Genomic DNA, 19,248 nt, shown 5'->3' with positions numbered 1-19,248 from the left:
AGGGCGACCGACCGGCCGGTCATTGACGTGGCGTCACACCGGCTGGTGCTCCCCCTCCTTGCGGACGTCGACCGTGGCCGCGGCGTCGGCACTCCCCTCGGGCGCGCCCTCGCCGTCCTCGGGGCGGGCGTGCTTGGGGAGCAGGAATATGGCGGCGAACACCGCGACCAGCATCGCGATCTCGGACCAGAGGGTGAGCTGCTCGGCGCCGGCGAAGTCGGCCGTCTTCAGCCGCTCGAAGAACACCGTGCCGAGGATGGCGCTGCCGAGCGCGCCGCCCAGCTGCTGAACGGCCGTCAGCGTGCCCGAGGCGGAGCCGGTCTCGTGCGCGTCCACCGAGGCCAGCACCATGCCGAAGAACGGGGCCATCACCAGGCCCATGCCCAGTCCGGTGACCAGCAGCGCGGGCACCGTCTGCCACGGGGTGACGCCCGCGCCCTGGCTGTGCAGCGTGTACATCAGGCCGAGCACGCCGGCCAGCATCACCAACAGGCCCGCGTGCATCACCTTGCGGCCGAAGCGCTGGAGCGCCTGGGAGGCGACGAACGCGATCACCATGCCGACCGAGGCGGGCACTCCCGCCAGGCCGGACTTCAGCGGGCTGTAGTGCAGGCCCAGCTGGGTGTAGAGGCTGAACGTCAGCCAGAAGCCCGTCATGGCGGTGAAGAAGATCAGACCGAGCACCATGCCGCCGCTGAAGCCACGCTTGGCGAACAGGCTCGGCTCGACCAGCGGATCCGCTCCGACGGCCTTGCGCCGCGACTCGTACCACCCGAACACACCGAACACCGCCACGCCGACCGCCAGCAGCGCGAACGCCCACAGCGGCCAGTCGTGCTCACGGCCCTGCACCAGCGGGTAGATGACGGTGGCCGCGCCGACGGCCGCGAGCAGCGCGCCGACCAGGTCGAGCCGGACCGTCCGGCCCTCCGCCTGCGCCGGGAGGAAGACCCGGCCGCCTATGAAGGCGAACAGGCCCAGCGGGATGTTGATCAGGAAGATCATCCGCCAGCCGGTGCCGGCGAAGTCGGCGTCGATCAGCCACCCGGCCAGGATCGGACCGCCGACCGTGGACAGGCCCATCACCGGACCGAACATGCCGAAGGCCGCGCCCTGCTCCTTCGGCGAGAAGATCTCCTTCATGATGCCGAGGCCCTGAGGGAGCATCACCGCGCCGAGCAGGCCCTGGGCGATCCGGGCGGCGATCAGCTGCCAGGGCTCCTGGGCGATGCCGCAGGCGAGCGAGCCGAGCGTGAACCCGGCCGCGCCGAGCATGAACATCCGGCGACGACCGAAGATGTCTCCGAGCCGGCCGCCGGTGATCAGGCCGATCGCCATCGCGAGCGTGTAGCCGGCGCCGAGCCACTGGATGGTGGACTCGCCACCGCCGATGTCCTGCCGGATCGCGGGGGCGGCGATGTTCGTCACCAGCGAGTCGAGCAGGTCCATCACCTCGGCGGCGAGGATGACGAACAGCGCGACCCAGCGCCAACGGTAGGGTTCGGCCCCGCCCGCGGAGGGCGGTGTCGCCGAAGGTGAAAGTCCGACCGCGTCGGTCATTGCATACTCCTGCTGAATGCCAGGGCGCGGTGGACTGGGGCCGCGCAGTGAACGGTGTTTCTTCTAACGAACACTGTTCTACGAGCCGAGCGGCGTTCCCGTCAAACGGATTTACCCCGACTTCCCCCGGAGACCGACCCGGACTCGTCCCCGAGGGCCTTGACCAGCACTTGAGCCCCCTGGGACCTGCCCCCGAACCGGATGCTTCGCCCACCGGTCGAACGGCGTTCGCCCCGAGTACGATGATCGACGGTAGAACGTTCAGCGAAAGCAGGTGGCCCGATGCCCGCGCAGATGCCCGCGATCCCGTGGCACAAGCCACGCAAGGCCGACCCGCGCCAGCCGCTCAGCCGCTCGCTGATCGTCGACACGGCGATCCGCGTGCTGGACGCCGAGGGCCTGGCCGGGGTGACGATGCGCCGGGTCGCGCAGGAGCTCGGCACCGGTCCGGCCTCGCTGTACGCGCACGTCTCCAACAAGGAGGAGCTGTTCGACCTGATGCTGGAGCAGGTCACGGCGGAGATCCGCCTGCCGCTCCGGCCGGAGCCCGAACGCTGGAAGGAGCAGATCACCGAGATCTGCTTCGAGGCGCAGCGGGTGCTGACGGCTCATCGGGACGTGGCGCTGGTGTCACTGGGCAGCATCCCGGTGGGCGAGAGCCAGTTGCGGATCACCGAGTTCCTGCTCGACCTGCTGCTCCAGGTCGGACTGCCCCCGCAGGTGGCGGCCTGGGCGCTGGACGCCCTGGGCCAGATCATCGACACCGATGCGTACGAGGCCTGGGTGTACAACGAGCGGCTGGCCCGGGGCACCGATCTCGGCGCCTACTTCGACCAGTTGCGTGGCTACCTGCACGACCTGCCGGCCGAGCGCTTCCCGACCCTGCAGCGCATGGCGGACGCCATGATGGAGGGCGACGGCGACCAGCGGTACGCCTTCAAGATCGAGGTGTTCCTGCGCGGCCTGGAGTCCTTCCTCCCGGCGAACGCACCGACGCCGCCGGCGGCCGCACCCGACCGCCTCGGCCCGGCGTCCGACGACCGGACCTGGCACGGCCCGACGGACGGAGCGGCCGGCTGACGACTGCATCGAGCATCAGGGCAGTTCGGCGTCGTCTTCAAGGATCGAGCCGCGGGCGTCAGCAAGGGTTGACGACGATTCGGCACAGGTCTACATCAGTGGCCGGTCACGTCAACCTCGGCTCGGTGCCTGACCGGTGACCCAGCCGCGCGCGCCCACTTCGCGCCCCGGGCCGCCGTCCTCGCCACCTCCTGGAGAGGTCTTCGGAACGCGCACTCCCCCACACTTTCCTGCCGTCGACGCGCCGTCGCGGTCGCGCTGTCCGTGTTCGGCCTGCTGGCCGGTCGGCGTGGCCGCCGTCACCGCGTCCGGGCCCGCGAACGCCGCCTGCGCCGACGGGCCCGGCTCCCACTGGTACGCCTCCGCGCCGTACCTGACGCCGGAGGACAACAGCTTGCCGGACGCCGCGGCGGCGATGGACGCCACTGGACAGCAGGCCTTCCACCGGAGTAGTAGCTGCGCCAGTCGGCCAGCAGCGACCCGCCGCCGAAGTCCCGCCACATCCGGGCGAACTTCCCATTCTCGGAGGGAAGCTGATAGTGGCGGGAGAAGATCGGCACGGCCTGGCAGCGGCAGTGGGGGTGGGGGTGGGTAGCCGATCGCCCCGGGGTCGTTCTGTAGCTCGTTGTGGATCAGTTCCCGCCGCCGTCCTGGACGAGCACCCCGCCCGCCCCCGTGCTGCCGGACTTCAGCGACTCCAGGAACTCCATCTCCCCGGCGACCAGTTCGGGGTCGTCCAGGGCGGCCGAGCCCCAGCCGGCGCGCTCGCGCTCGTGCTTCTCGACGCGGTCGGTGATCTCGGCGCGGAACGCGTCCTCGGCCCGCTGGGCCTCACGCTTGAGGTCTTCGGCGGGGAAGGAGTTGCGGGTGTCGACTGGCAGCGGCCTTGACAGCCCCGAGCCGGTCCGCCTGCCCATCGCCTTGTTGAAGTCGGCCCACAGGGAGCCGAGCGGGGCCCCGGGGCGGTAGCCGGGGCCGCCGATCACGCGGCCGGTCTCCAGCCGCCCGCACCAGCCAGTAGAAAGCGATCGACAGGAGGCGGGAGGCCGCCGCGTACCGCGTAGACCGAGGCCATCGCCGGGGTCCTTGCCTCAGCCCTTGAGGCGGCGCAGGGTGCCGGACTCGTGGCGGAAGGCTCGGCCCCACGTCTCCGGGTCGTTCGGGTCCTCGACCACGGCGTCGTCGCGCAGCTCCTACCAGCGCGCCAGGGTGCGGCACTGCTCCGGCGTGTACTTCCAGTCCGGCCGGAACGCGCGGCCCGACCAGCGCAGCAACTCGCCTGCCGGCGTGCGGTGCAGATGCGGGACGGTGTCCGCGATCGTGCGGACGGCCTCGTAGATGATCAAGGCTGCCCTCCTCAACTCAGGCGCACAGCCCTGGTCCTGCGCCCAGGGTGAGCCAACGCGACGCGCCCCGGCCCGGCGCGAGGCCAGTCCGGGGCGCGGCAGGGTGAGCTCGGATCCGTCAGACGTATTCGATGAGCCAACCGACCGGGTTGTCGTCCACCACGTCGCTGCTGCTCTTCTTCACGCGTCCGACGTGAATCTTCTGGATCCCCTTGGGGAGCTTCTCGGTGACGCGGGCACCACCCTGACTGACGTCCCAGTCCTTGGCGGGGAGCCAGGTCGTGCCGTTGTGGAACTGCACCTTCAGCCGCACATCGACCCAGCTGGAGCCGAGGCTGAAGTAGGCGTCGCCCCATACGCCGGTCTGGTTGGGCTGAGGGATCGGCAGGAGGAGTCCGTACCTGTAGTGGATGAGGCCGTCGCTTTCGTTGAACACGAAGCCGGTGGGAACTTCACCGAGCTGGAAGTTGGGCATCTACGCTCCTCGGAAGTGCCGCATGTGCTGTCGTTCGACGTACGGGGCTCAGGCTATGAGTGCCTTCCGCGACATTCGCGGCACCAGATGCCAAACCACCCGTGCAGGTGAGTCAGGGGTGTGAAGCGGTGACTGGCTCGGCTTCGGTGTCCGTCCGCGCCTACGGCGGGTTCTCACATCCCGTCTGTCTCGCAGTGCGCGCGCTCCTCCAGCAGCCGGGCCGCCTCCACCGAGATGTCCTCGCCGGCCGCGAAGGGCAACTTCATGTCGTGGGCCCACAGTTCGTGGGCAACGGCAAGCGGGACTTCGGCGTCCAGACAGGCGTCGCAGTAGACGACCGTGCGGGCGATGCGCAGGACCTCGTCCGTGGGGCCGGCGGCCCGGGTCTTGCGGCGTGCCATAGCGGGCCCCCTTCGAGGTCGGCATGCGGAGGGTGGACAGCGCGCCTGGGACGCTCGCGCCGGAACGATCAATGCCTCCAACCTCCTTCCGAAAGGCTGGAGCCATTGATCACCTGTCAGCGCTCGATGACGCCCGTGATTTCGTCTTCCCTGACGATGACGTGCTCCTCACCCTCGATGCTGATTACCTCGCCATTGGCGAATCCGTCCTTCTTGGGGGCCGTGCCTTCGTCGTTCGTCTGCTCGTCCGCCATGTCTACCTCCGGATCGCGCGATGAAAGCCGCCGTAGTGGGCAGCTGCTCGAAGTTTTGACGACGTTCGATTTGCGCGGCAAGTTCAAGAGCCGCCATGGCACGATGGCTCGTGGTGGGGGTTCGTCAGGCACGGTTGCCCCAGCGGGCACCGACGGCGTCGCGGACGTTGTGGCCGCACTTGGGGCCCTCGCCCTCACCGCGAATCTCGGCGAGGTGACCGGCCCCGCTTGACCGGTTCGTCCGGGCCTGCACGATGCCTGGTGCAGGACCATCATCCCGGCGCGGTTGCCGCCGGGGATCATCTGGCCTTCGCGCTTGACCACGGCGTCGAGCTCGGCGGCACGGGCGGGCATGGCCGCGGCGATGTCGATCGCCACCAAGTCGCCAGGCTCGCGGTCGAGTTCGTTTTCGTACAACTCGATGAGCGCGGCCCGGACCGCCTAGCACTACAGTCGCAGATGTGATCTTTTGGTAGGAAATGGTGAGACTCGACGCGGAGCCGACTTCAACTAACGAGTGATCATTCGGAGGTTCTGGCGAGCGTCCAGGGGCCGGCTGAGCGATGTGTTGTCTGTGTCACGAATCGCTCCGGATTGTGACGGTGACGCCTCCGTGATGAGCGGCATGACGACTGGCATAGCCTGTGGCGCGTCGGCGAAACATGACCACCCGTGGGGACCCTCTCGTGAGTACCGTTCAGCCCGTACGTGTGTCCTTCGGGGTGCTGCGAAACAACCGCCGCCTGCTGGTGTTCCCGCTGCTCAGCGGTGCCGCGCTGGCGCTGATCTCCGGTGGCGTGGCGGTGCTGGCGTTCCTTCGGGATTGGGCCGAGCCGTCACCGTCCACCTTCGATGTGATCTCCATAGGCGTCGGCTATCTCCTCTTGGGATTCGCGCTCACCCTCTCCAGCGCCGCGATGATCTGCGCGGTCGATGGCGTGCTGCGGGGAGAGCCCGCCCGAATCGGCGTGAATTATCGGCGAGCCCTGCGGCACTGGCGACGGCTGCTGGCGTGGAGCCTGCTCAACACGACGGTTCTGCTGCTCATCCGACAGCTGGAACGGATCCCGGTCGTCGGCTGGATCACGGACGAACTGTTCAGCGCCGGATGGGCCGTCGCCACCTACCTGGCGCTGCCGGCCATGATGATCGACGGGCTCGGAGTGACGGAGGGCACCCGCCGGTCGGCGCGGATGCTGCGCGAGACCTTCTCCCGGCAGGTGTACGGCTCGCTGTGGATCGCGCTGCCCATGGTCCTCTCGGTCGTCATCGGATTCGTGGCATTCATGCTCGGAGTGGAGTCGAACAGCGTGGGGCCTGCCATTGCGGGCGGACTGATCGCTGCCCTGATCCTGGTCTGCGCACTTCTGGTGGGGGCCACGGTCTCCGGGATCTTCCGCACCATGCTCTACCGGGACGCTTCGACCGCAGCCTAATACTCCAGATGTGATCGTCATGGTTGCAGGCCGGCTTGGCGGCGATAGCGGCTGCGTTGTGCGCGAGCTTGGCGGCGTCGGCACCAGGTGGACCAGCGCAATCAGTGGGCGAGGTCGTGAGCGGGCTGCGCGGTCAGGGCTGTGAAGAGGTACTGGATCTCGTTGCAGGTGAGCGGGATCAGTCCGTCGGGGCTGGTTCCGTCGTCGGCCCTGGCCCGGCCCTGGCGTTCGAGGGCGGCGGAAATGGCGAGGAAGGCGTGGGCGAGCAGGGCGAGGGTGACCCAGCGGTGCCAGGAGTCCCAGCGGCGAACCTGGTGCTCGTCCAATCCGGCCAGGGTCTTTGAGCTTTGGAACGTCTCCTCGACCGTCCAGCGGATTCCGGCGATCTTGACAATGGTGGACAGGTCGATGCCGGCGTGCCCGCCCGGGAGGCGTCGTGAGGTAGACGGCGACCTGGGCGTTCTCGATCCCCCCAGCGGTGCCGGTGAGGTGGCGCTGCACGCCGACGGTGTGGGTGCCCTTCTTGAGGTCGCCGGTCTGGTCGACCACCAGCACTGCCTGGTCGTCGGCCAGGTGGTCCAGGTCCAGCACGAAGGCTCGCAGGTCGTCCCGCACGAGGTCGGGGTCCCACTTGGCCCGGCCGAGCAGGTACTGCCGGCCGTATGGGGTGGCGCCCCCCGACGATCGTCCAGCAGTTCTTGCGTAACAAGTCTGCCAGCAAGCCGACCATCAACTGTCGTGCCCGAAGACAGGGTTCGAGCCGCGCGAAGCGGCCCGAGATCCAGCTCGTCAGCCCCTCGAACATCACCTGCCAACGGGCAGGCACTACGCCGTGACCTGCGGCCACCACTTCATCGTCAGGCCACCCACCTCACGATGATCACCGGTGGCCGCAGCCGTCTCCGCACCGACCTCACTCACAAGATCACATCTACGGCTGGAGTACCACGCGGGTCCTTCAGAGCTGGATCGACGTTCAACGGACCTCCCCGGGGTGCGGTCGGCGGGTTCGGGTGGGCTGCCCGCGGCTCGCGGCAGCCTTCTTGCGGGCGCGACCGGCCTCGGCGGCGTCCTTGCGGAGCCACATGCCAGTCGCACAACACGCGGAGGCTGGAGGGGTCATCGCTGCCGCCCTCGGAGGCGGGGACGATGTGGTCGCAGTGGCGCGCGGGCTCGGCGCACAGTTCGCCGGTGTCGTAGCGGACGTGCCGGCACACCCAGCCGTCGCGGTTCGTCACCGCGCAGCGAAGGCGGGCCCAGTGCGGGGGAAGGGGGGCCTACGGCGTGAACTCGCGGACACGGAAGCCTCCTTGAGCGCGGCGCCCCGCCAATTGCTCGACCACGACCAGGGAGAGAGGACCGATCGGGGAGCGTTGCCCTTGCGGGGCCGCGCGTGGAGGCCGGCCGGGGTGCCGCCGCATCGCGTGCGCGCACGCGCGCGAACCGCCTCCACAACGGAACACCCCGACGCCGGCCGGGCCCCAGCCCCCCACCTCGCGCCACCCAGAGGAGACCGCAGTTCCCCGCTACACCGTCCGTATCGACAACACCGAGACCTAACTGGACGCCGACAGCCCCGAGGCCGCCGAAGCCGACGCCCTGGACATCTTCTAGAGCGACGACCGCGAGTCCGGATACAGCAACGGCCACGAACCCGACGTCCGCGCACCGCAGTTGCTCGCTGCGTGACATCCGCTGCTGACACCAGCCCCCCGCACCGCTGCAGGGGACACCAGTGCCCACCATCCGAGATGAACTCGCCCCGCCCCGCGCCGAACTGCTGGCGCCCGCCGAGGGACTCGCCCACGCCCTCGGTGCCGACGAGTGGACCGTCGAACCCCGGCGGATACCGGACTGGCACCCGTGCGTCGAACTGGCCCGCGCCGAGGACGGGGTGTGCGCCCTGGTCCAGCAGGAACGCCTGCGCCGCGACCGGTGGTGGGTGAATGCCGCCCTCCCCGACGGCGCCGACTACGGACCGCCACGGCCTGGACGCCGGGGACATCGCCGTCACCCGGGCCAAGACCCCCGCCCAGGTCGCCCGCGACGTCCAGCGGCGGCGGCTGCCCACCCTGAACGCAGCGGTCGCCGAGATGAGCCGCAGGCAGCACCAGCACCTCACCGACGTGCACGAAGTCACCGCCGTCGCCCGGAGGTTGAAGGCCGCGCCGCTCACCACCGGCCAGCCGTCCAGCACCGCGAGCCGTCGCCACGGCGAGGACACCACCCGCACCCTGCGCTGGAACCGGGGCCCCGGAACGTCCTGGGCATCGCCCCGCGCCGTCGTCAACGTCCACCGCGCCCGGTTCGGCAGCTCGAGATCACGCGCTCGCACCTCACCCCCGCCATGGCCGAAGCCGTACTCCGGGCCCTCAACGCCTCGCCGCCGGCCGCCGCCCAGGCCGCGTAGACACCAGGCCCGCCGCCGGCCGGCACCAGGCCCCATCCCGAGCAGCCAGAAAGCAGCATGCCCAAGGGCATCGTCGCCATGGACGTCATCACCGTGCACGTGGTGCCCGTCGAAGCCGACACCCCCGAAGCCGCCCAGGCCCAGGCCGGCCGACTGGTCGAGCAGGACTGGGAGACCTGGTACCACCACACCGAACCCGTGTGCATCGGCGACGCCTCACCGAGGACGAGTGGGCCCCGCTGAAGCAGGCCGACAAGCGGCGCCAGGCCTCGCCCCCGGCCCGCCGGCCGAAGGAGAGCGCCCCCGCGGCCGGGCACCACGCGCCCCGCACCGACCACCCTGCCGACGACACCGACTACCCGCCCGCAAGCACACCAGCCGCAACAAGCCGCTGACCGACGGCTGCCCCGGCCGGGCGTACTCCAAGGCCGTGTGCACCCACGGCTGGACGATCCCGAGCCCCGGCAAGGGCTACGTGGACGAGGAACGCCGACGCCACCTGCGCACCACCCACCGCTGACACCAGACATCGCCCCCGCCCCCGTGGACGGCTCCGGCAGCGAAGTGCCCGAGCCCGCCGCTGAGGGAAAGCGGCCGGAACGGGTGAAGTTGGGTCACCTGGACGAGGGAGAAAGCGCACCCGCTTGCCCCAACCGAATTGCGACATCAGGAATTGACATCACATCGCATGCAAATGTTCTCCGTGCCTCCCCGGGCGGCACGCGTCCACGCGGTCCGGCCGGCTTACGTCCAGAAACGATCGGAGTCCCTGAGATGAACTTTCGAATGAACCTCTCCAAGATTGCCGCGACCGTGGCCCTGGCCGCAGCGGTGGTCGCCGCCGTGCCGACTGCTGCGGTGGCTCATGACGAGCCGTCGTCGTCGGCCGGGTTGCAGGCGGGCTCGGTTGCCGTCGGCCTCGTCGGTCCGCGTATCAGCTGGTTTGAGGCGTTCGAGCACACCAACGGCTGAGCCTGCGGGGCTGTGTGGCCTGGTCGTCGATTGCGGCTTCAAGACGAAACCACACGCGGCCACACCGTCCGGGCCTGCACACCGCTGACACCAGACCCCGCCCCCGCCTCGGTGGGGGCGGGGTGTGTCTGGTCGTCACGCTTTGCTTGTTGATCACGGTCCGGGTCGCCGAGGCTCGTGGTGCACAGGTCGTGTGAGGCGTTGATCGGGCCCGTTCATTGGAGGAAGATCATGAGCGCGCTCTCGAACGTGTTCAAGCTCAGCCCCGCGGGGATCAACTGGCCGCGCGCGGTGATGTTCCTGGACGCCGCGCTGGTGCCACTGCTCGTCTTCTGGGCGATCGGGCATGAGCAGTACCTTTTCAGCGCACTGTTCGGCCTGCTCTTCGCGGGGTTGGCCGACCCGGGAGGCGGCTACGGGCACCGCGTGTCCCACATCGCCGTCTTTGCGCTGATCGGCGCCGGGGTGACCGCGTTGGGGTTCGGCATCGGGGCAGACGCCTGGGGCTGGCTGGTGCTTGCGGCTTTCATGGTCACGCTGGTGGCCGGCCTGGCGGCCGCGTTCGGGGTGCACAGATTCGTCGCAGCCCTGCTTCTCAACCTCTGGTTCGTCGTCACCCTCGGGCTCGCATCCAGCTTCCATCAGCATGCCCGCATCACCAGTTACACCTGGGCCCAGGTGCTCGCCTGGGCTGGGGGGTCGGCGCTGTGGATCGCGGTGACGTTCTTTGCATGGCTGATCCGCGGGCGCGAGGACCGGCCCCAGCCGGTCGCAGAGCTCCCCGGCGATACCTCGCGGAAGAAGCTGACCGGGCCGATGGTCATGTTCGCGGTGATCCGCGCCATGGCCATCGGCGGCACCGTCGCGCTTGCGTTCGGACTGAACCTGTCGCACGGCTATTGGATGCCGATCGCAGCCATGGTCGCGATGAAGCCGAGCCTGGGTCAGAGCACGCTCGTAGCCGCGCAGCGCCTCGCTGGCACGCTGATCGGTGCAGTCGGGGCTGCGCTGTTGCTGCTGGTGCCAGCCAGTGAACACGGACTCAGGCTGTTCGCGGTCGAGCGTGGACTCGAAGTGGTCGCGCTTGTCCTGCTGATGCACGGGGCGGCGATTCGCTTCTACAACTACGCGCTCTACTGTGCGGCAATCGCCGCGGGGGTGCTCGTCCTCGTGGACCTTCCGCAGCCCTCCGATTATGCCGCGGAGGGCTACCGGGTGCTGTGGACGTTGTGCGGGGTGGGGATCGGTCTGATCATCATCATGTTCGCGGGCCTGCTCGCCAAGCGCACCGCCACGTCGTCGCCATGATCAGTCTGATCTGACTGCGCTCCGAGCCAACTCGGCCGCCGTGGACCTTTTCTCGGCAACGCGGCACGCCGCCTCGAAAGCACCCGCAACAAACGCGACTTCGCGCAAGACATGTACGAAATTCGGGAGAACGGCCCCTCCCGCTCCCAACACCCCTACCGCCACCAAGCCGCGGCCGCCGTCAAGTAGTTACTCGCCGACGGCGTCGAACTCGGGCAGCCGGCACCAGGCCCCCCGCCGCCTGTACCCCACCGGCCCCGCCGGCCGCCGACGCCAGGCCCCACCCCGACCCGCCCGGACGGAAGGACACACCCCTGACCGTCCGCCCCGCCAACCTGCTGCCCGACGGCCGGTGGAACCCCCGGCTCTTCGAACTCGACCACGAAGGCTGCCGAGGCCACTACCAAGTGGTGCGCGGCCTCGGCGACCAGATCGGCACCGTGGAGAAACACGGCGGCGTCTGGACGCCCAAGAACACCGCCGGATCCTGGGTCGGAGCCGCCGCCGGCCGATCGGGCTACCTCGCCCGCCAGGTCGTCGCCGTCGAACTGTCCATCACCGTCCTGCTCCCGCCCCCGGAAGAGCTTGGGCAGTACCGGGCGACGTCAGGCCCCACCCAGCGGCACGACCTCCTGGCGCGTCCGGTCGCGCCGCTCGGAACGCCGAACGGGCCGTCCGCTCCCAGGACTTCTGGGGGCGGACGGCCCGTCCGGGTCTGCGGCTGTCGGGTGACAGGACGTCAGACGGTGGCGCGGTTGCGGTACTCCTCCGCGATGGCACGGGTCGAGGACAGGTCGGCCAGCGGCTCGCCGACCACCCGGGAGGCCAGCTCGGTCGCCACCTTGATGACGTCCTCGCGCAGTTCGGCCTCGGCCAGCACCTTGTCGGCCGCCAGCTGGACCTGCGCCTCGGCCACCAGCCGCTCACGCTGCTGGAGACCCTCGGCGCGCAGGGCGGCGACCAGGGCCGCGCCCTCCTCGGCGGCGGTCTGCCGGATCGCGGCGGCCTCGTGCCGGGCTGCGGACAGCTCGGCCTGGAACTCGTCGCGTATCCGTTCGGCCTCGGCCCGGGCGGCCTCGGCCCGGACCAGGCCGCCATCGGTCTTGTCGTGGCGTTCGGCAAGAGTCCGTTCGATGCGCGGCAGCACGACCTTGCCGAGCACCGCGAACAGCAGGAAGAAAATAATCAGGCCGAGGATCAGCTCGGGCACATTCGGTTCGAGAGGTCCCATACTCAGTATGCTATCCGGTCATCTGACTGACCGTTCGATCAGGGGTACCCCATCCGCCTTGCCCCGCACGGCACTTCGACGTCGGTTCAGGCGCCGGTGAACCCGTCGATGTGCTCACCCAGCAGGTCCGCGTGCCCGTTGTGCCGGGCGTACTCGGTCGTGACGTGCAGGAACGTCATCCGCAGCGACAGCTCGGAGACGGTCCAGGTCATGCGCACGATCATGTCGAAGGCCCGAACGCGCACACCGGGAGTTCCGCGGGCTGTCCGTCACCGGCCCGCGCCGCGCACCCGGCCGCTCACCCGGGGCGGGGGCCGAGCGGGGTGTGCCCGGACCTGGTCCGGGCGGTTGGTAGCATCGCGGTGAGCCGTGACTGGCGCGCTGGGATGGATTTCACCATCGGGGAGCGGCTCCGCACGGAACCTGCGGGTTCCGACGTGCTGTAGCCGAGCGCCTGGGCCGTCCGAATCGTCGCCGTTCCGTACGAGGAGACCGCCTTGGCCGAGTCCCTGACCCCGCACACCTTCGGCAGCCCTGCCGCCGACACCGCCTTCCGCAGCGCCCTGGACGTGGTGCGCGCCGTCGAACCTCGGATCGCCGCGGCGATCGGCGCGGAGATCGAGGACCAGCGCGCCTCGCTGAAGCTGATCGCCAGCGAGAACTACGCCTCGCCCGCCGTGCTGCTGGCGATGGGCAACTGGCTGAGCGACAAGTACGCGGAGGGCACCCCGGGCCGCCGCTTCTACGCGGGCTGCCGGAACGTCGACACGGTGGAGTCGCTGGCCGCCGAGCACGCCCGGGAGCTGTTCGGCGCCGAGCACGCGTACGTGCAGCCGCACTCCGGGATCGACGCCAACCTGGTGGCGTTCTGGGCGGTGCTCTCGCAGCGGGTGGAGAGCCCGGCGCTCCGGCGGGCGGGGGTGCGCAACGTCAACGACCTGAGCGAGCAGGACTGGGCGGAGCTCCGCCGCGAGCTGGGCAACCAGCGGATGCTCGGCATGTCGCTGGACGCGGGCGGCCACCTGACGCACGGCTTCCGGCCGAACATCTCCGGCAAGATGTTCGACCAGCGCAGCTACGGGACGGACCCCGTGACCGGACTGGTCGACTACGACGAAGTCCGGCGGATCGCCCTCGAGTTCAAGCCGCTGATCCTGGTCGCCGGATACTCGGCGTACCCGCGGCTGGTGAACTTCCGCCGGATGCGGGAGATCGCGGACGAGGTCGGCGCGACCCTGATGGTCGACATGGCGCACTTCGCGGGCCTGGTCGCGGGCAAGGTGCTGACCGGCGACTTCGACCCGGTCGCGCACGCGCAGATCGTCACCACTACCACGCACAAGTCGCTGCGCGGCCCGCGCGGCGGCATGGTGCTGTGCACCTCGGAGCTGGCCGAGCACGTCGACCGGGGCTGCCCGCTGGTGCTCGGCGGTCCGCTGTCGCACGTGATGGCCGCGAAGGCCGTCGCGTTCGCGGAGGCCCGGCGTCCCGAGTTCCAGGTGTACGCCCACCAGGTGGTGGACAACGCGCACGCGCTGGCCGAGGGCCTGCTGAAGCGCGGCGCCCGGCTGGTGACCGGCGGCACCGACAACCACCTGGTGCTGGCGAACGTCTCCTCCTACGGCCTGACGGGCCGCCAGGCGGAGGCGGCGCTGCTGGACTCGGGCATCGTCACCAACCGCAACGCCGTCCCGCAGGATCCGAACGGCGCCTGGTACACCTCCGGCATCCGGCTCGGCACCCCCGCCCTCACCACCCGCGGTCTGGGCGCCGCCGAGTTCGACGAGGTGGCGGACCTGATCCACACCGTACTGTCCACGACCTCCGCCGCCGGCTCCTCCAAGGCGCAGTACCTGCTCGACGCCGGCGTCCGCGACGCGGTCGCCAAGCGCGCCGTCGACCTGCTGTCGGAGCACCCGCTCTACCCCGGCATCACCCTCGCCTGACCGCCCCTTCCTCACCCCTGTGCCCCTGGTGCCGGGCTCGCGGCCTCCCCGGCCGCGGGCCCGGACGGTGCCGACCGGCCCGGCCCTGGTGGCGCGGGCGGGGCCGGGTATTCCCACCACCTAGGATGGCCGCCATGATCGCGGACGAACCGACGGCAGCGGGACTGGACGGGCCCACCGTCCCCGGGGTGCGCAACTTCCGGGACGCGGGCGGGCTCGGGACACTTCCCCGTGGGGTGCTGTACCGCTCCGGGGCGCTGGACCGGCTGACGCCCGACGGCGCCCGGGCGCTGCTCGACCTCGGCGTGCGCACTGTCCTCGACCTGCGCAGCACTCCGGAGACCACTGCCCGCCCGGATGCGCTCGGCGACTCCGGCATCCGCTACCTGCACGTTCCGGTCTTCGCGGAGCAGCGCTGGCCCGAGGAGCAGGCCGAGCTGTACCCGTTGATGGCGGAGCTCGCCGGACGCCCGGCCGTCGCGGCGGTCCGGGCCCTGCTGGCCGCCGACCGCCGGGCCGTCCTGGTGCACTGCGCGTCCGGCAAGGACCGAACCGGGGTGGTGGTCGCGCTGATCCAGTCGTTGCTGGGTGCAGCGGAGCCGGAGATCCTCGCCGATTTCCTGCGGTCCAACACGGCGCTCGGGCTCACCGTTCCCGCCCCCGGCGCACCCGGCCACGCCACTCGCCCGGTCGCGGCCGTCCATCTGCGGCGCGCCCTGCTCTCCGTCCGCTCCCAGCACGGCGCACTGGACGAGCACCTGCGCGCCCACAGCGCTCGGACGTCCGAACTCGCCGCCCTGCGCTCCCAGTTCCACGCCGCTGTCAGCCCGTAGGGATCTGCTCCGGCGCTAGGGTGCCGACCATGCACGAACCCGACGGGGGATCAACCATGGACGTCACCAGACCTGGCCGCCTGACAGGCCCCGACAAGCCTGACGAACCGCCCGACGCGGCCGGGCCCGACGGACCCGACCGGCGGCCCGATCCGGACGAGCGGTACCTCAGGTCCGGCAACTCCCGTCTCTCGGCCGGCTGCGGGGCGGTGCTCACGGTCGCCGTCCTCCTGTTCATCGGTCTTCTCGGTTTCGGCTTCGCCTATGGCGGAGCCACCGACTTCACCTACCAGGCCGGCTGGCGCGGAACCCCTCATCTGCGGATGACGGTGGACCACTGCGACTCGAACGGCCGCAGCGGTCGCAACGAGACCTACAGCTGCTCCGGCCACGGCGAGCCGCGCACCGCCGACCCGGCGAGCGACTACCGGCAGCTTCCGAACAGGTCCGCCCCGTACGCGCTCGGCACCGAGCTGGAGGTGAGTTGCCTTCCGACCGGCCACTGCGTCGAGTTCGGCACCGACCGTGCGGTGGGCGACAGCGCCAGGTTCCTGTTCGGACTGTGGCTGCTCTCCCTCGCTCCCGGCGTCGGACTCGCGCTGCTGAACATCCGCCGTACCGACCGGCTCCGACGCGCCGGAGCGCCGGTCCGCAACGGCCTCAGCCTTCCGTTGCGCCTTGGCTTCGTCTGGTTCGCCGTGCTGCCGGTCCTCGCGGCGGTGCTGGGCATTGTGTCGCTCCTCCTAGAGTGACTCCTTCGCTGGCCTCCCCGGGACGGTCGTTCCCGCGCCGCCGAGGAGGCCGTCTGCTGCTGACGACCGGTCAGCTGCGCGGGTGGGTCTCGTACATGCGCACCGCCACGATGACACCGGCCACCGCGGTCAACGCGGCGACCGCCCAGATCGCGGTGGTCACGCCGTACGCGTCGGCGAGGATGCCGGCCATCAGCGCACCGACCGCGAAGCCGCCGTCGCGCCAGAGCCGGTAGACGCCGACGGCGCGCGCCCGCCACGCGGGGTGGGCGACGTCTCCAATGACGGCCAGCAGCGTCGGGTAGACCAGGGCCGTGCCCGCGCCCAGTAGGGCCTGGGCCGCGGCCCAGATCGGGAAGCTGGTCCCGGCCGCGACCAGGCCGAGGGCGACGGCCTGCAGCAGCATGCCCGCGGTGATCAGGTGCTTGCGGCCGATCCGGTCGGACCACCAGCCGGTGAGCATCTGCCCCGCACCCCACACGGCCGGGTAGAGCGCGGCCAGAATGCCGATCCGGCCGAGCTCCAGACCGTGCGCGGCGTACAGCAGCGGGAAGATGCCCCAGGCGAGCGCGTCGTTGAGGTTGTTGACCATGCCGGCCCAGCTGGCACTGGACAGCGCCCGGTCACCGAGGCTGGTGGTGCGGGCTATTCGGGCGGTGCTGAGCACCGCCGCCTGGTCACCGCCGGGGTGCGCCTGGGCCGTGGCCGCTGGTGTGGCGGCGGCCGAGGTCGGGTGGGCGGCGGCCTCTGCACGGGCGTACTCGCGGGTCTCCCGGACAGCAGCGACCGTCAGGCCCAGGCCGAGCGCGACGTAGGCCGCGCCGAGCAGGAAGGGCTGCGGGCGCAGGCCCCAGTGGGCGGCGATGGCGCCGGTGCCGATCGCGGTGACGGCCACCGCGAGGTAGCCCGCCGCTTCATTGAGGCCCATCGCCAGGCCGCGCCGGGCCGGACCGACCAGGTCGATCTTCATGATCACGGTGGTGGACCAGGTGAGACCCTGATTGACGCCGAGCAGCACGTTCGCCGCGACGATCCACCCCCAGGTCGGCCCCCAGGCCAGCATCGCCGGAATCGGCAGGGCGATCAGCCAGCCCGCGATCAGCACCGGCCTGCGCCCGTACCGGTCGGAGAGCGTGCCGGCGAAGAAGTTGGTGACCGCCTTGGTCGCGCCGAACGCCAGGATGTACGTCAGCGCACCCGTGTAGGCGGACAGGTGGAAGACCTGATCCGCGAGCAGCGGCAGGACCGTCCGCTCCTGGCCGAGCATGCCGCCGACCAGGGCGTTGACCGCCACCAGCAGGCCGAACTGTGCGAGGTTGGCGCGCAGCCCGAGTCGGATCGGCCGGCCCCCGGGCCGGCCGCCCGGGGTGGTGCGCGCCGCGGCGCTCGGCGTGGCTGCCGGGGGCGGCAGTGGGGGCTGGGCCTGGACGGACATGGGGGACTCCCGGGTGGTACGTGGGACGTGGTGCGTGGAGCGGTGCTCCGCGGGCGTCGATCGAGCGGGGGCACATCGGCGATCATATTCCAATCTTTTATGGATTAGTGGATGCAGGGATGGTCGCCGGCCGTGCAGGCAGTCCCCGAACCGCCGGCAGGGCGAGCAGGACGAGGCCGGCCGGCAGTGCCAGCGCGGTCATGCCGAACAGCGCCCGGTGCACGCCGATCCCGTCGGAGAGCGGGCCTGCGAGCACCAGGCCGAGCGGCATCAGCGCCTCCGCGGTCAGGTGGTCGTAGGAGCTGACCCGGGACAGCATCTGCTCGGGTATGTGCACCTGGAGTGACGTCTCCCACAGCACGAAGAACAGGGAGACGCCGACTCCGGTGCACGCCTCCAGCAGAGCGATCACCACGACCGGAGCGCCGGATCCGATGATCAGCGCCTGACAGGAGGCAACCACCATCGCGACGGCCGCCACCGCCATCGGACGGGCCGGTTTGAGGCGGTAGGCACACACGTCGCCGACGATCGCACCGAGGCCGAAGGCGGTGACCACCGCGGCCCAGGCACCGGCCCCGCCCCACTCGCGATCCGCCAGCACCGGACCGAGCACGAACACCGAGGGCAGCACCACCACGTGGTAGACCGCGATCACGAGCATGCTCGACCACACCCAGGACCGCTGACGCACCTGCTGCCAGCCGACCCGGAGTTCGGCCAGGAACCCGAGTCGCTCGGCCCGCTCCGCGACGGCCCTCCCGCCCACCGCGCCGAGCCTCGCCAGCACTGCGGCACTGGCGGCGAAGCTCGCGGCGTCCGCCAGCAGGGCGCCGCCGGGGCCCGCGACGGCAACCAGCGCGCCGGCCAGCACCGGGCCGACCACCAGCCCCGCCGAGTGGACGAACCCGCGCAGCGCATTGGCCTCGCCCAGCCGTTCACTGGGCACCAGCAGCGGCAGCAGCCCCGTGGAGGCGGGCAGGAAGAAAGCGTCCGCCACACCGAACACCACCATCAGCGCCGCCAGCACCCCGACCCGGGCCGTCCCGGTGAGCAACAGCACTGCAACAGCCGTCTGGACCACGCACCGCACCAGATCGGAGACCAGCATGATCCGCTGTCTCGGTATCCGGTCCGCCCACACGCCGCCGGCCAGCGTGAACACCAGCATCGGCAGCAAGCCCGCCGCCGCCACCAGGCCGACATCGGCAGCTGACCCGCCGATCGACAGCACCGCGAACGGCAGCGCCACGAACGACACCCTGTCCCCCAGTACGGACAGCGACTGGGCGACGAACAGACGGGCGAACTGGCGCTCCACCCGGAGCACTTCGGGAATCAGCGCAGCCACGGGCACCTCCACAGCGGGTCGGGGAACAGCGATCACCGTGATGGTAGGGAGCCCCCGAACGGGCTGTCGCATGATTTATCCGCAAGGTCGGCAATGCCCTGGTTCACCTCAACTGCCATGTTTCTCAGGCAAGTTGACGTTCAGCCAAATTCATCGACCGGAGCCCGGACGCCCGCCTTCCCCTCCACCCGATCTCCAATCCCACCGATCGGTCAGACTTTCGCATCCGATCACCCCACCCCCTACCGCCCGATCACCCACCCCTCGACCACCCATCCCCTGACCGCCCGATCAGACCGCTCCCCGACCACCCATCCCCCGACCACCAGATCAGACCGCTCCCCCGCCTCCGAACTCCCGCCAACCGGTCGCCCACGCACGGCCGCCACGCCTCCCCGCCCGCGCCCGGGCACTCCGCGTCCGAACCCGGCCGGACCGGCGTGACTCGCCCGTGATGC

The 19,248-nt window shown here is 70.5% G+C and carries 18 protein-coding genes, 1 pseudogene and 1 riboswitch; of the genes and pseudogenes, 8 read left to right on the top strand and 11 right to left on the bottom strand.

Features of this window, described 5'->3' with window-relative positions:
• Positions 1-33 precede the first annotated feature (33 nt).
• A complete protein-coding gene (locus tag CG736_RS33665) occupies positions 34-1,560 on the bottom strand; it encodes an MFS transporter (RefSeq protein ID WP_100589919.1) in 1,527 nt (508 codons plus the stop codon).
• 282 nt (positions 1,561-1,842) lie between these two features.
• On the opposite strand from CG736_RS33665, the gene CG736_RS33660 reads away from it, so the two are divergent.
• Positions 1,843-2,640 carry a TetR/AcrR family transcriptional regulator C-terminal domain-containing protein gene (locus tag CG736_RS33660; protein WP_100589918.1) on the top strand — a complete coding sequence of 266 codons (798 nt, stop codon included), beginning with the start codon at positions 1,843-1,845 and terminating at the stop codon, positions 2,638-2,640.
• Between the two features lie 632 nt (positions 2,641-3,272).
• On the opposite strand, the gene CG736_RS33650 is transcribed toward CG736_RS33660, so the two are convergent.
• The 5 genes from CG736_RS33650 to CG736_RS36695 form a co-directional block, all read right to left on the bottom strand.
• On the bottom strand, positions 3,273-3,626 hold the full coding sequence (locus tag CG736_RS33650; RefSeq protein WP_100589916.1) for a hypothetical protein: 354 nt from the start codon (positions 3,624-3,626) through the stop codon (positions 3,273-3,275).
• A gap of 207 nt (positions 3,627-3,833) precedes the next feature.
• The gene (locus tag CG736_RS36700) at positions 3,834-3,986 is read right to left on the bottom strand and encodes a hypothetical protein (protein WP_157815835.1); all 153 of its coding nucleotides are present in this window, start codon (positions 3,984-3,986) and stop codon (positions 3,834-3,836) included.
• A 118-nt stretch (positions 3,987-4,104) separates the two neighbouring features.
• Positions 4,105-4,461, bottom strand: a complete 357-nt coding sequence (locus tag CG736_RS33645) for a hypothetical protein (RefSeq protein WP_100589915.1) — start codon at positions 4,459-4,461, stop codon at positions 4,105-4,107.
• Positions 4,462-4,634: 173 nt separating this feature from the next.
• Positions 4,635-4,862 (bottom strand): hypothetical protein, encoded by a 228-nt coding sequence (locus tag CG736_RS33640; RefSeq protein ID WP_100589914.1) that lies wholly within the window; start codon positions 4,860-4,862, stop codon positions 4,635-4,637.
• A 116-nt stretch (positions 4,863-4,978) separates the two neighbouring features.
• On the bottom strand, positions 4,979-5,533 hold the full coding sequence (locus CG736_RS36695) for a hypothetical protein (RefSeq protein WP_157815834.1): 555 nt from the start codon (positions 5,531-5,533) through the stop codon (positions 4,979-4,981).
• Between the two features lie 269 nt (positions 5,534-5,802).
• Here CG736_RS36695 and CG736_RS33630 point away from each other — a divergent pair, with 269 nt between their 5' ends.
• Positions 5,803-6,552, top strand: coding sequence for a DUF6159 family protein (locus CG736_RS33630; RefSeq protein ID WP_157815833.1), 750 nt, complete (start codon positions 5,803-5,805; stop codon positions 6,550-6,552).
• Between the two features lie 17 nt (positions 6,553-6,569).
• On the opposite strand, the pseudogene CG736_RS33625 reads toward CG736_RS33630, so the two are convergent.
• Positions 6,570-7,357, bottom strand: a pseudogene (locus CG736_RS33625) (transposase).
• Between the two features lie 1,662 nt (positions 7,358-9,019).
• Here CG736_RS33625 and CG736_RS33620 point away from each other — a divergent pair.
• The 3 genes from CG736_RS33620 to CG736_RS33610 all read left to right on the top strand — a co-directional run bounded on the left by CG736_RS33620 (position 9,020) and on the right by CG736_RS33610 (position 11,242).
• Positions 9,020-9,205, top strand: a complete 186-nt coding sequence (locus tag CG736_RS33620; protein ID WP_100589911.1) for a hypothetical protein — start codon at positions 9,020-9,022, stop codon at positions 9,203-9,205.
• A gap of 543 nt (positions 9,206-9,748) precedes the next feature.
• A complete protein-coding gene (locus CG736_RS33615) occupies positions 9,749-9,934 on the top strand; it encodes a hypothetical protein (RefSeq protein ID WP_100589910.1) in 186 nt (61 codons plus the stop codon).
• A gap of 231 nt (positions 9,935-10,165) precedes the next feature.
• The gene (locus tag CG736_RS33610; protein WP_100589909.1) at positions 10,166-11,242 is read left to right on the top strand and encodes an FUSC family protein; all 1,077 of its coding nucleotides are present in this window, start codon (positions 10,166-10,168) and stop codon (positions 11,240-11,242) included.
• Positions 11,243-11,981: 739 nt separating this feature from the next.
• Here CG736_RS33610 and CG736_RS33605 read toward each other — a convergent pair.
• Together CG736_RS33605 and CG736_RS33600 are read right to left on the bottom strand one after the other, a co-directional pair.
• A complete protein-coding gene (locus CG736_RS33605) occupies positions 11,982-12,473 on the bottom strand; it encodes a hypothetical protein (RefSeq protein ID WP_100589908.1) in 492 nt (163 codons plus the stop codon).
• An 86-nt stretch (positions 12,474-12,559) separates the two neighbouring features.
• Positions 12,560-12,697, bottom strand: a complete 138-nt coding sequence (locus CG736_RS33600) for a DUF664 domain-containing protein (RefSeq protein ID WP_255419063.1) — start codon at positions 12,695-12,697, stop codon at positions 12,560-12,562.
• Positions 12,698-12,832: 135 nt separating this feature from the next.
• A riboswitch (ZMP/ZTP riboswitch) is annotated at positions 12,833-12,940 on the top strand.
• A 30-nt stretch (positions 12,941-12,970) separates the two neighbouring features.
• Between CG736_RS33600 and CG736_RS33595 the strand changes: the two genes are divergently transcribed.
• The 3 genes from CG736_RS33595 to CG736_RS33585 all read left to right on the top strand — a co-directional run bounded on the left by CG736_RS33595 (position 12,971) and on the right by CG736_RS33585 (position 16,004).
• Positions 12,971-14,419, top strand: a complete 1,449-nt coding sequence (locus CG736_RS33595; RefSeq protein WP_232734358.1) for a glycine hydroxymethyltransferase — start codon at positions 12,971-12,973, stop codon at positions 14,417-14,419.
• A gap of 134 nt (positions 14,420-14,553) precedes the next feature.
• Positions 14,554-15,252, top strand: a complete 699-nt coding sequence (locus CG736_RS33590; protein WP_232734357.1) for a tyrosine-protein phosphatase — start codon at positions 14,554-14,556, stop codon at positions 15,250-15,252.
• 29 nt (positions 15,253-15,281) lie between these two features.
• Positions 15,282-16,004 carry a hypothetical protein gene (locus tag CG736_RS33585; RefSeq protein ID WP_157815832.1) on the top strand — a complete coding sequence of 241 codons (723 nt, stop codon included), beginning with the start codon at positions 15,282-15,284 and terminating at the stop codon, positions 16,002-16,004.
• Positions 16,005-16,074: 70 nt separating this feature from the next.
• Here the strand turns inward: CG736_RS33585 and CG736_RS33580 are convergent, their stop codons facing one another.
• On the bottom strand, positions 16,075-17,439 hold the full coding sequence (locus CG736_RS33580) for an MFS transporter (RefSeq protein WP_100589905.1): 1,365 nt from the start codon (positions 17,437-17,439) through the stop codon (positions 16,075-16,077).
• 97 nt (positions 17,440-17,536) lie between these two features.
• Positions 17,537-18,790, bottom strand: a complete 1,254-nt coding sequence (locus CG736_RS33575; RefSeq protein ID WP_100589904.1) for an MFS transporter — start codon at positions 18,788-18,790, stop codon at positions 17,537-17,539.
• Between the last annotated feature and the right edge of the window lie 458 nt (positions 18,791-19,248).

It is taken from the genome of Kitasatospora sp. CB02891 (assembly GCF_002803145.1).
In the GTDB taxonomy this organism is placed as follows: Bacteria; Actinomycetota; Actinomycetes; order Streptomycetales; family Streptomycetaceae; genus Kitasatospora; species Kitasatospora griseola.
Note: the sequence above shows the minus strand (reverse complement) of the source record. Positions and strands in the feature narration are given on the sequence as shown.

Excerpts from the sequence above, each read along its gene's own strand:
- CG736_RS33590 (WP_232734357.1), top strand. The coding sequence starts at position 14,554 with ATGATCGCGGACGAACCGACGGCAGCGGGACTGGACGGGCCCACCGTC.
- CG736_RS33580 (WP_100589905.1), bottom strand. The coding sequence starts at position 17,439 with ATGTCCGTCCAGGCCCAGCCCCCACTGCCGCCCCCGGCAGCCACGCCG.
- CG736_RS33640 (WP_100589914.1), bottom strand. The coding sequence starts at position 4,862 with ATGGCACGCCGCAAGACCCGGGCCGCCGGCCCCACGGACGAGGTCCTG.
- CG736_RS33660 (WP_100589918.1), top strand. The coding sequence starts at position 1,843 with ATGCCCGCGCAGATGCCCGCGATCCCGTGGCACAAGCCACGCAAGGCC.
- CG736_RS33600 (WP_255419063.1), bottom strand. The coding sequence starts at position 12,697 with ATGATCGTGCGCATGACCTGGACCGTCTCCGAGCTGTCGCTGCGGATG.
- CG736_RS33585 (WP_157815832.1), top strand. The coding sequence starts at position 15,282 with ATGCACGAACCCGACGGGGGATCAACCATGGACGTCACCAGACCTGGC.
- CG736_RS33615 (WP_100589910.1), top strand. The coding sequence starts at position 9,749 with ATGAACCTCTCCAAGATTGCCGCGACCGTGGCCCTGGCCGCAGCGGTG.
- CG736_RS33665 (WP_100589919.1), bottom strand. The coding sequence starts at position 1,560 with ATGACCGACGCGGTCGGACTTTCACCTTCGGCGACACCGCCCTCCGCG.
- CG736_RS33620 (WP_100589911.1), top strand. The coding sequence starts at position 9,020 with ATGCCCAAGGGCATCGTCGCCATGGACGTCATCACCGTGCACGTGGTG.
- CG736_RS33645 (WP_100589915.1), bottom strand. The coding sequence starts at position 4,461 with ATGCCCAACTTCCAGCTCGGTGAAGTTCCCACCGGCTTCGTGTTCAAC.
- CG736_RS33610 (WP_100589909.1), top strand. The coding sequence starts at position 10,166 with ATGAGCGCGCTCTCGAACGTGTTCAAGCTCAGCCCCGCGGGGATCAAC.
- CG736_RS33605 (WP_100589908.1), bottom strand. The coding sequence starts at position 12,473 with ATGGGACCTCTCGAACCGAATGTGCCCGAGCTGATCCTCGGCCTGATT.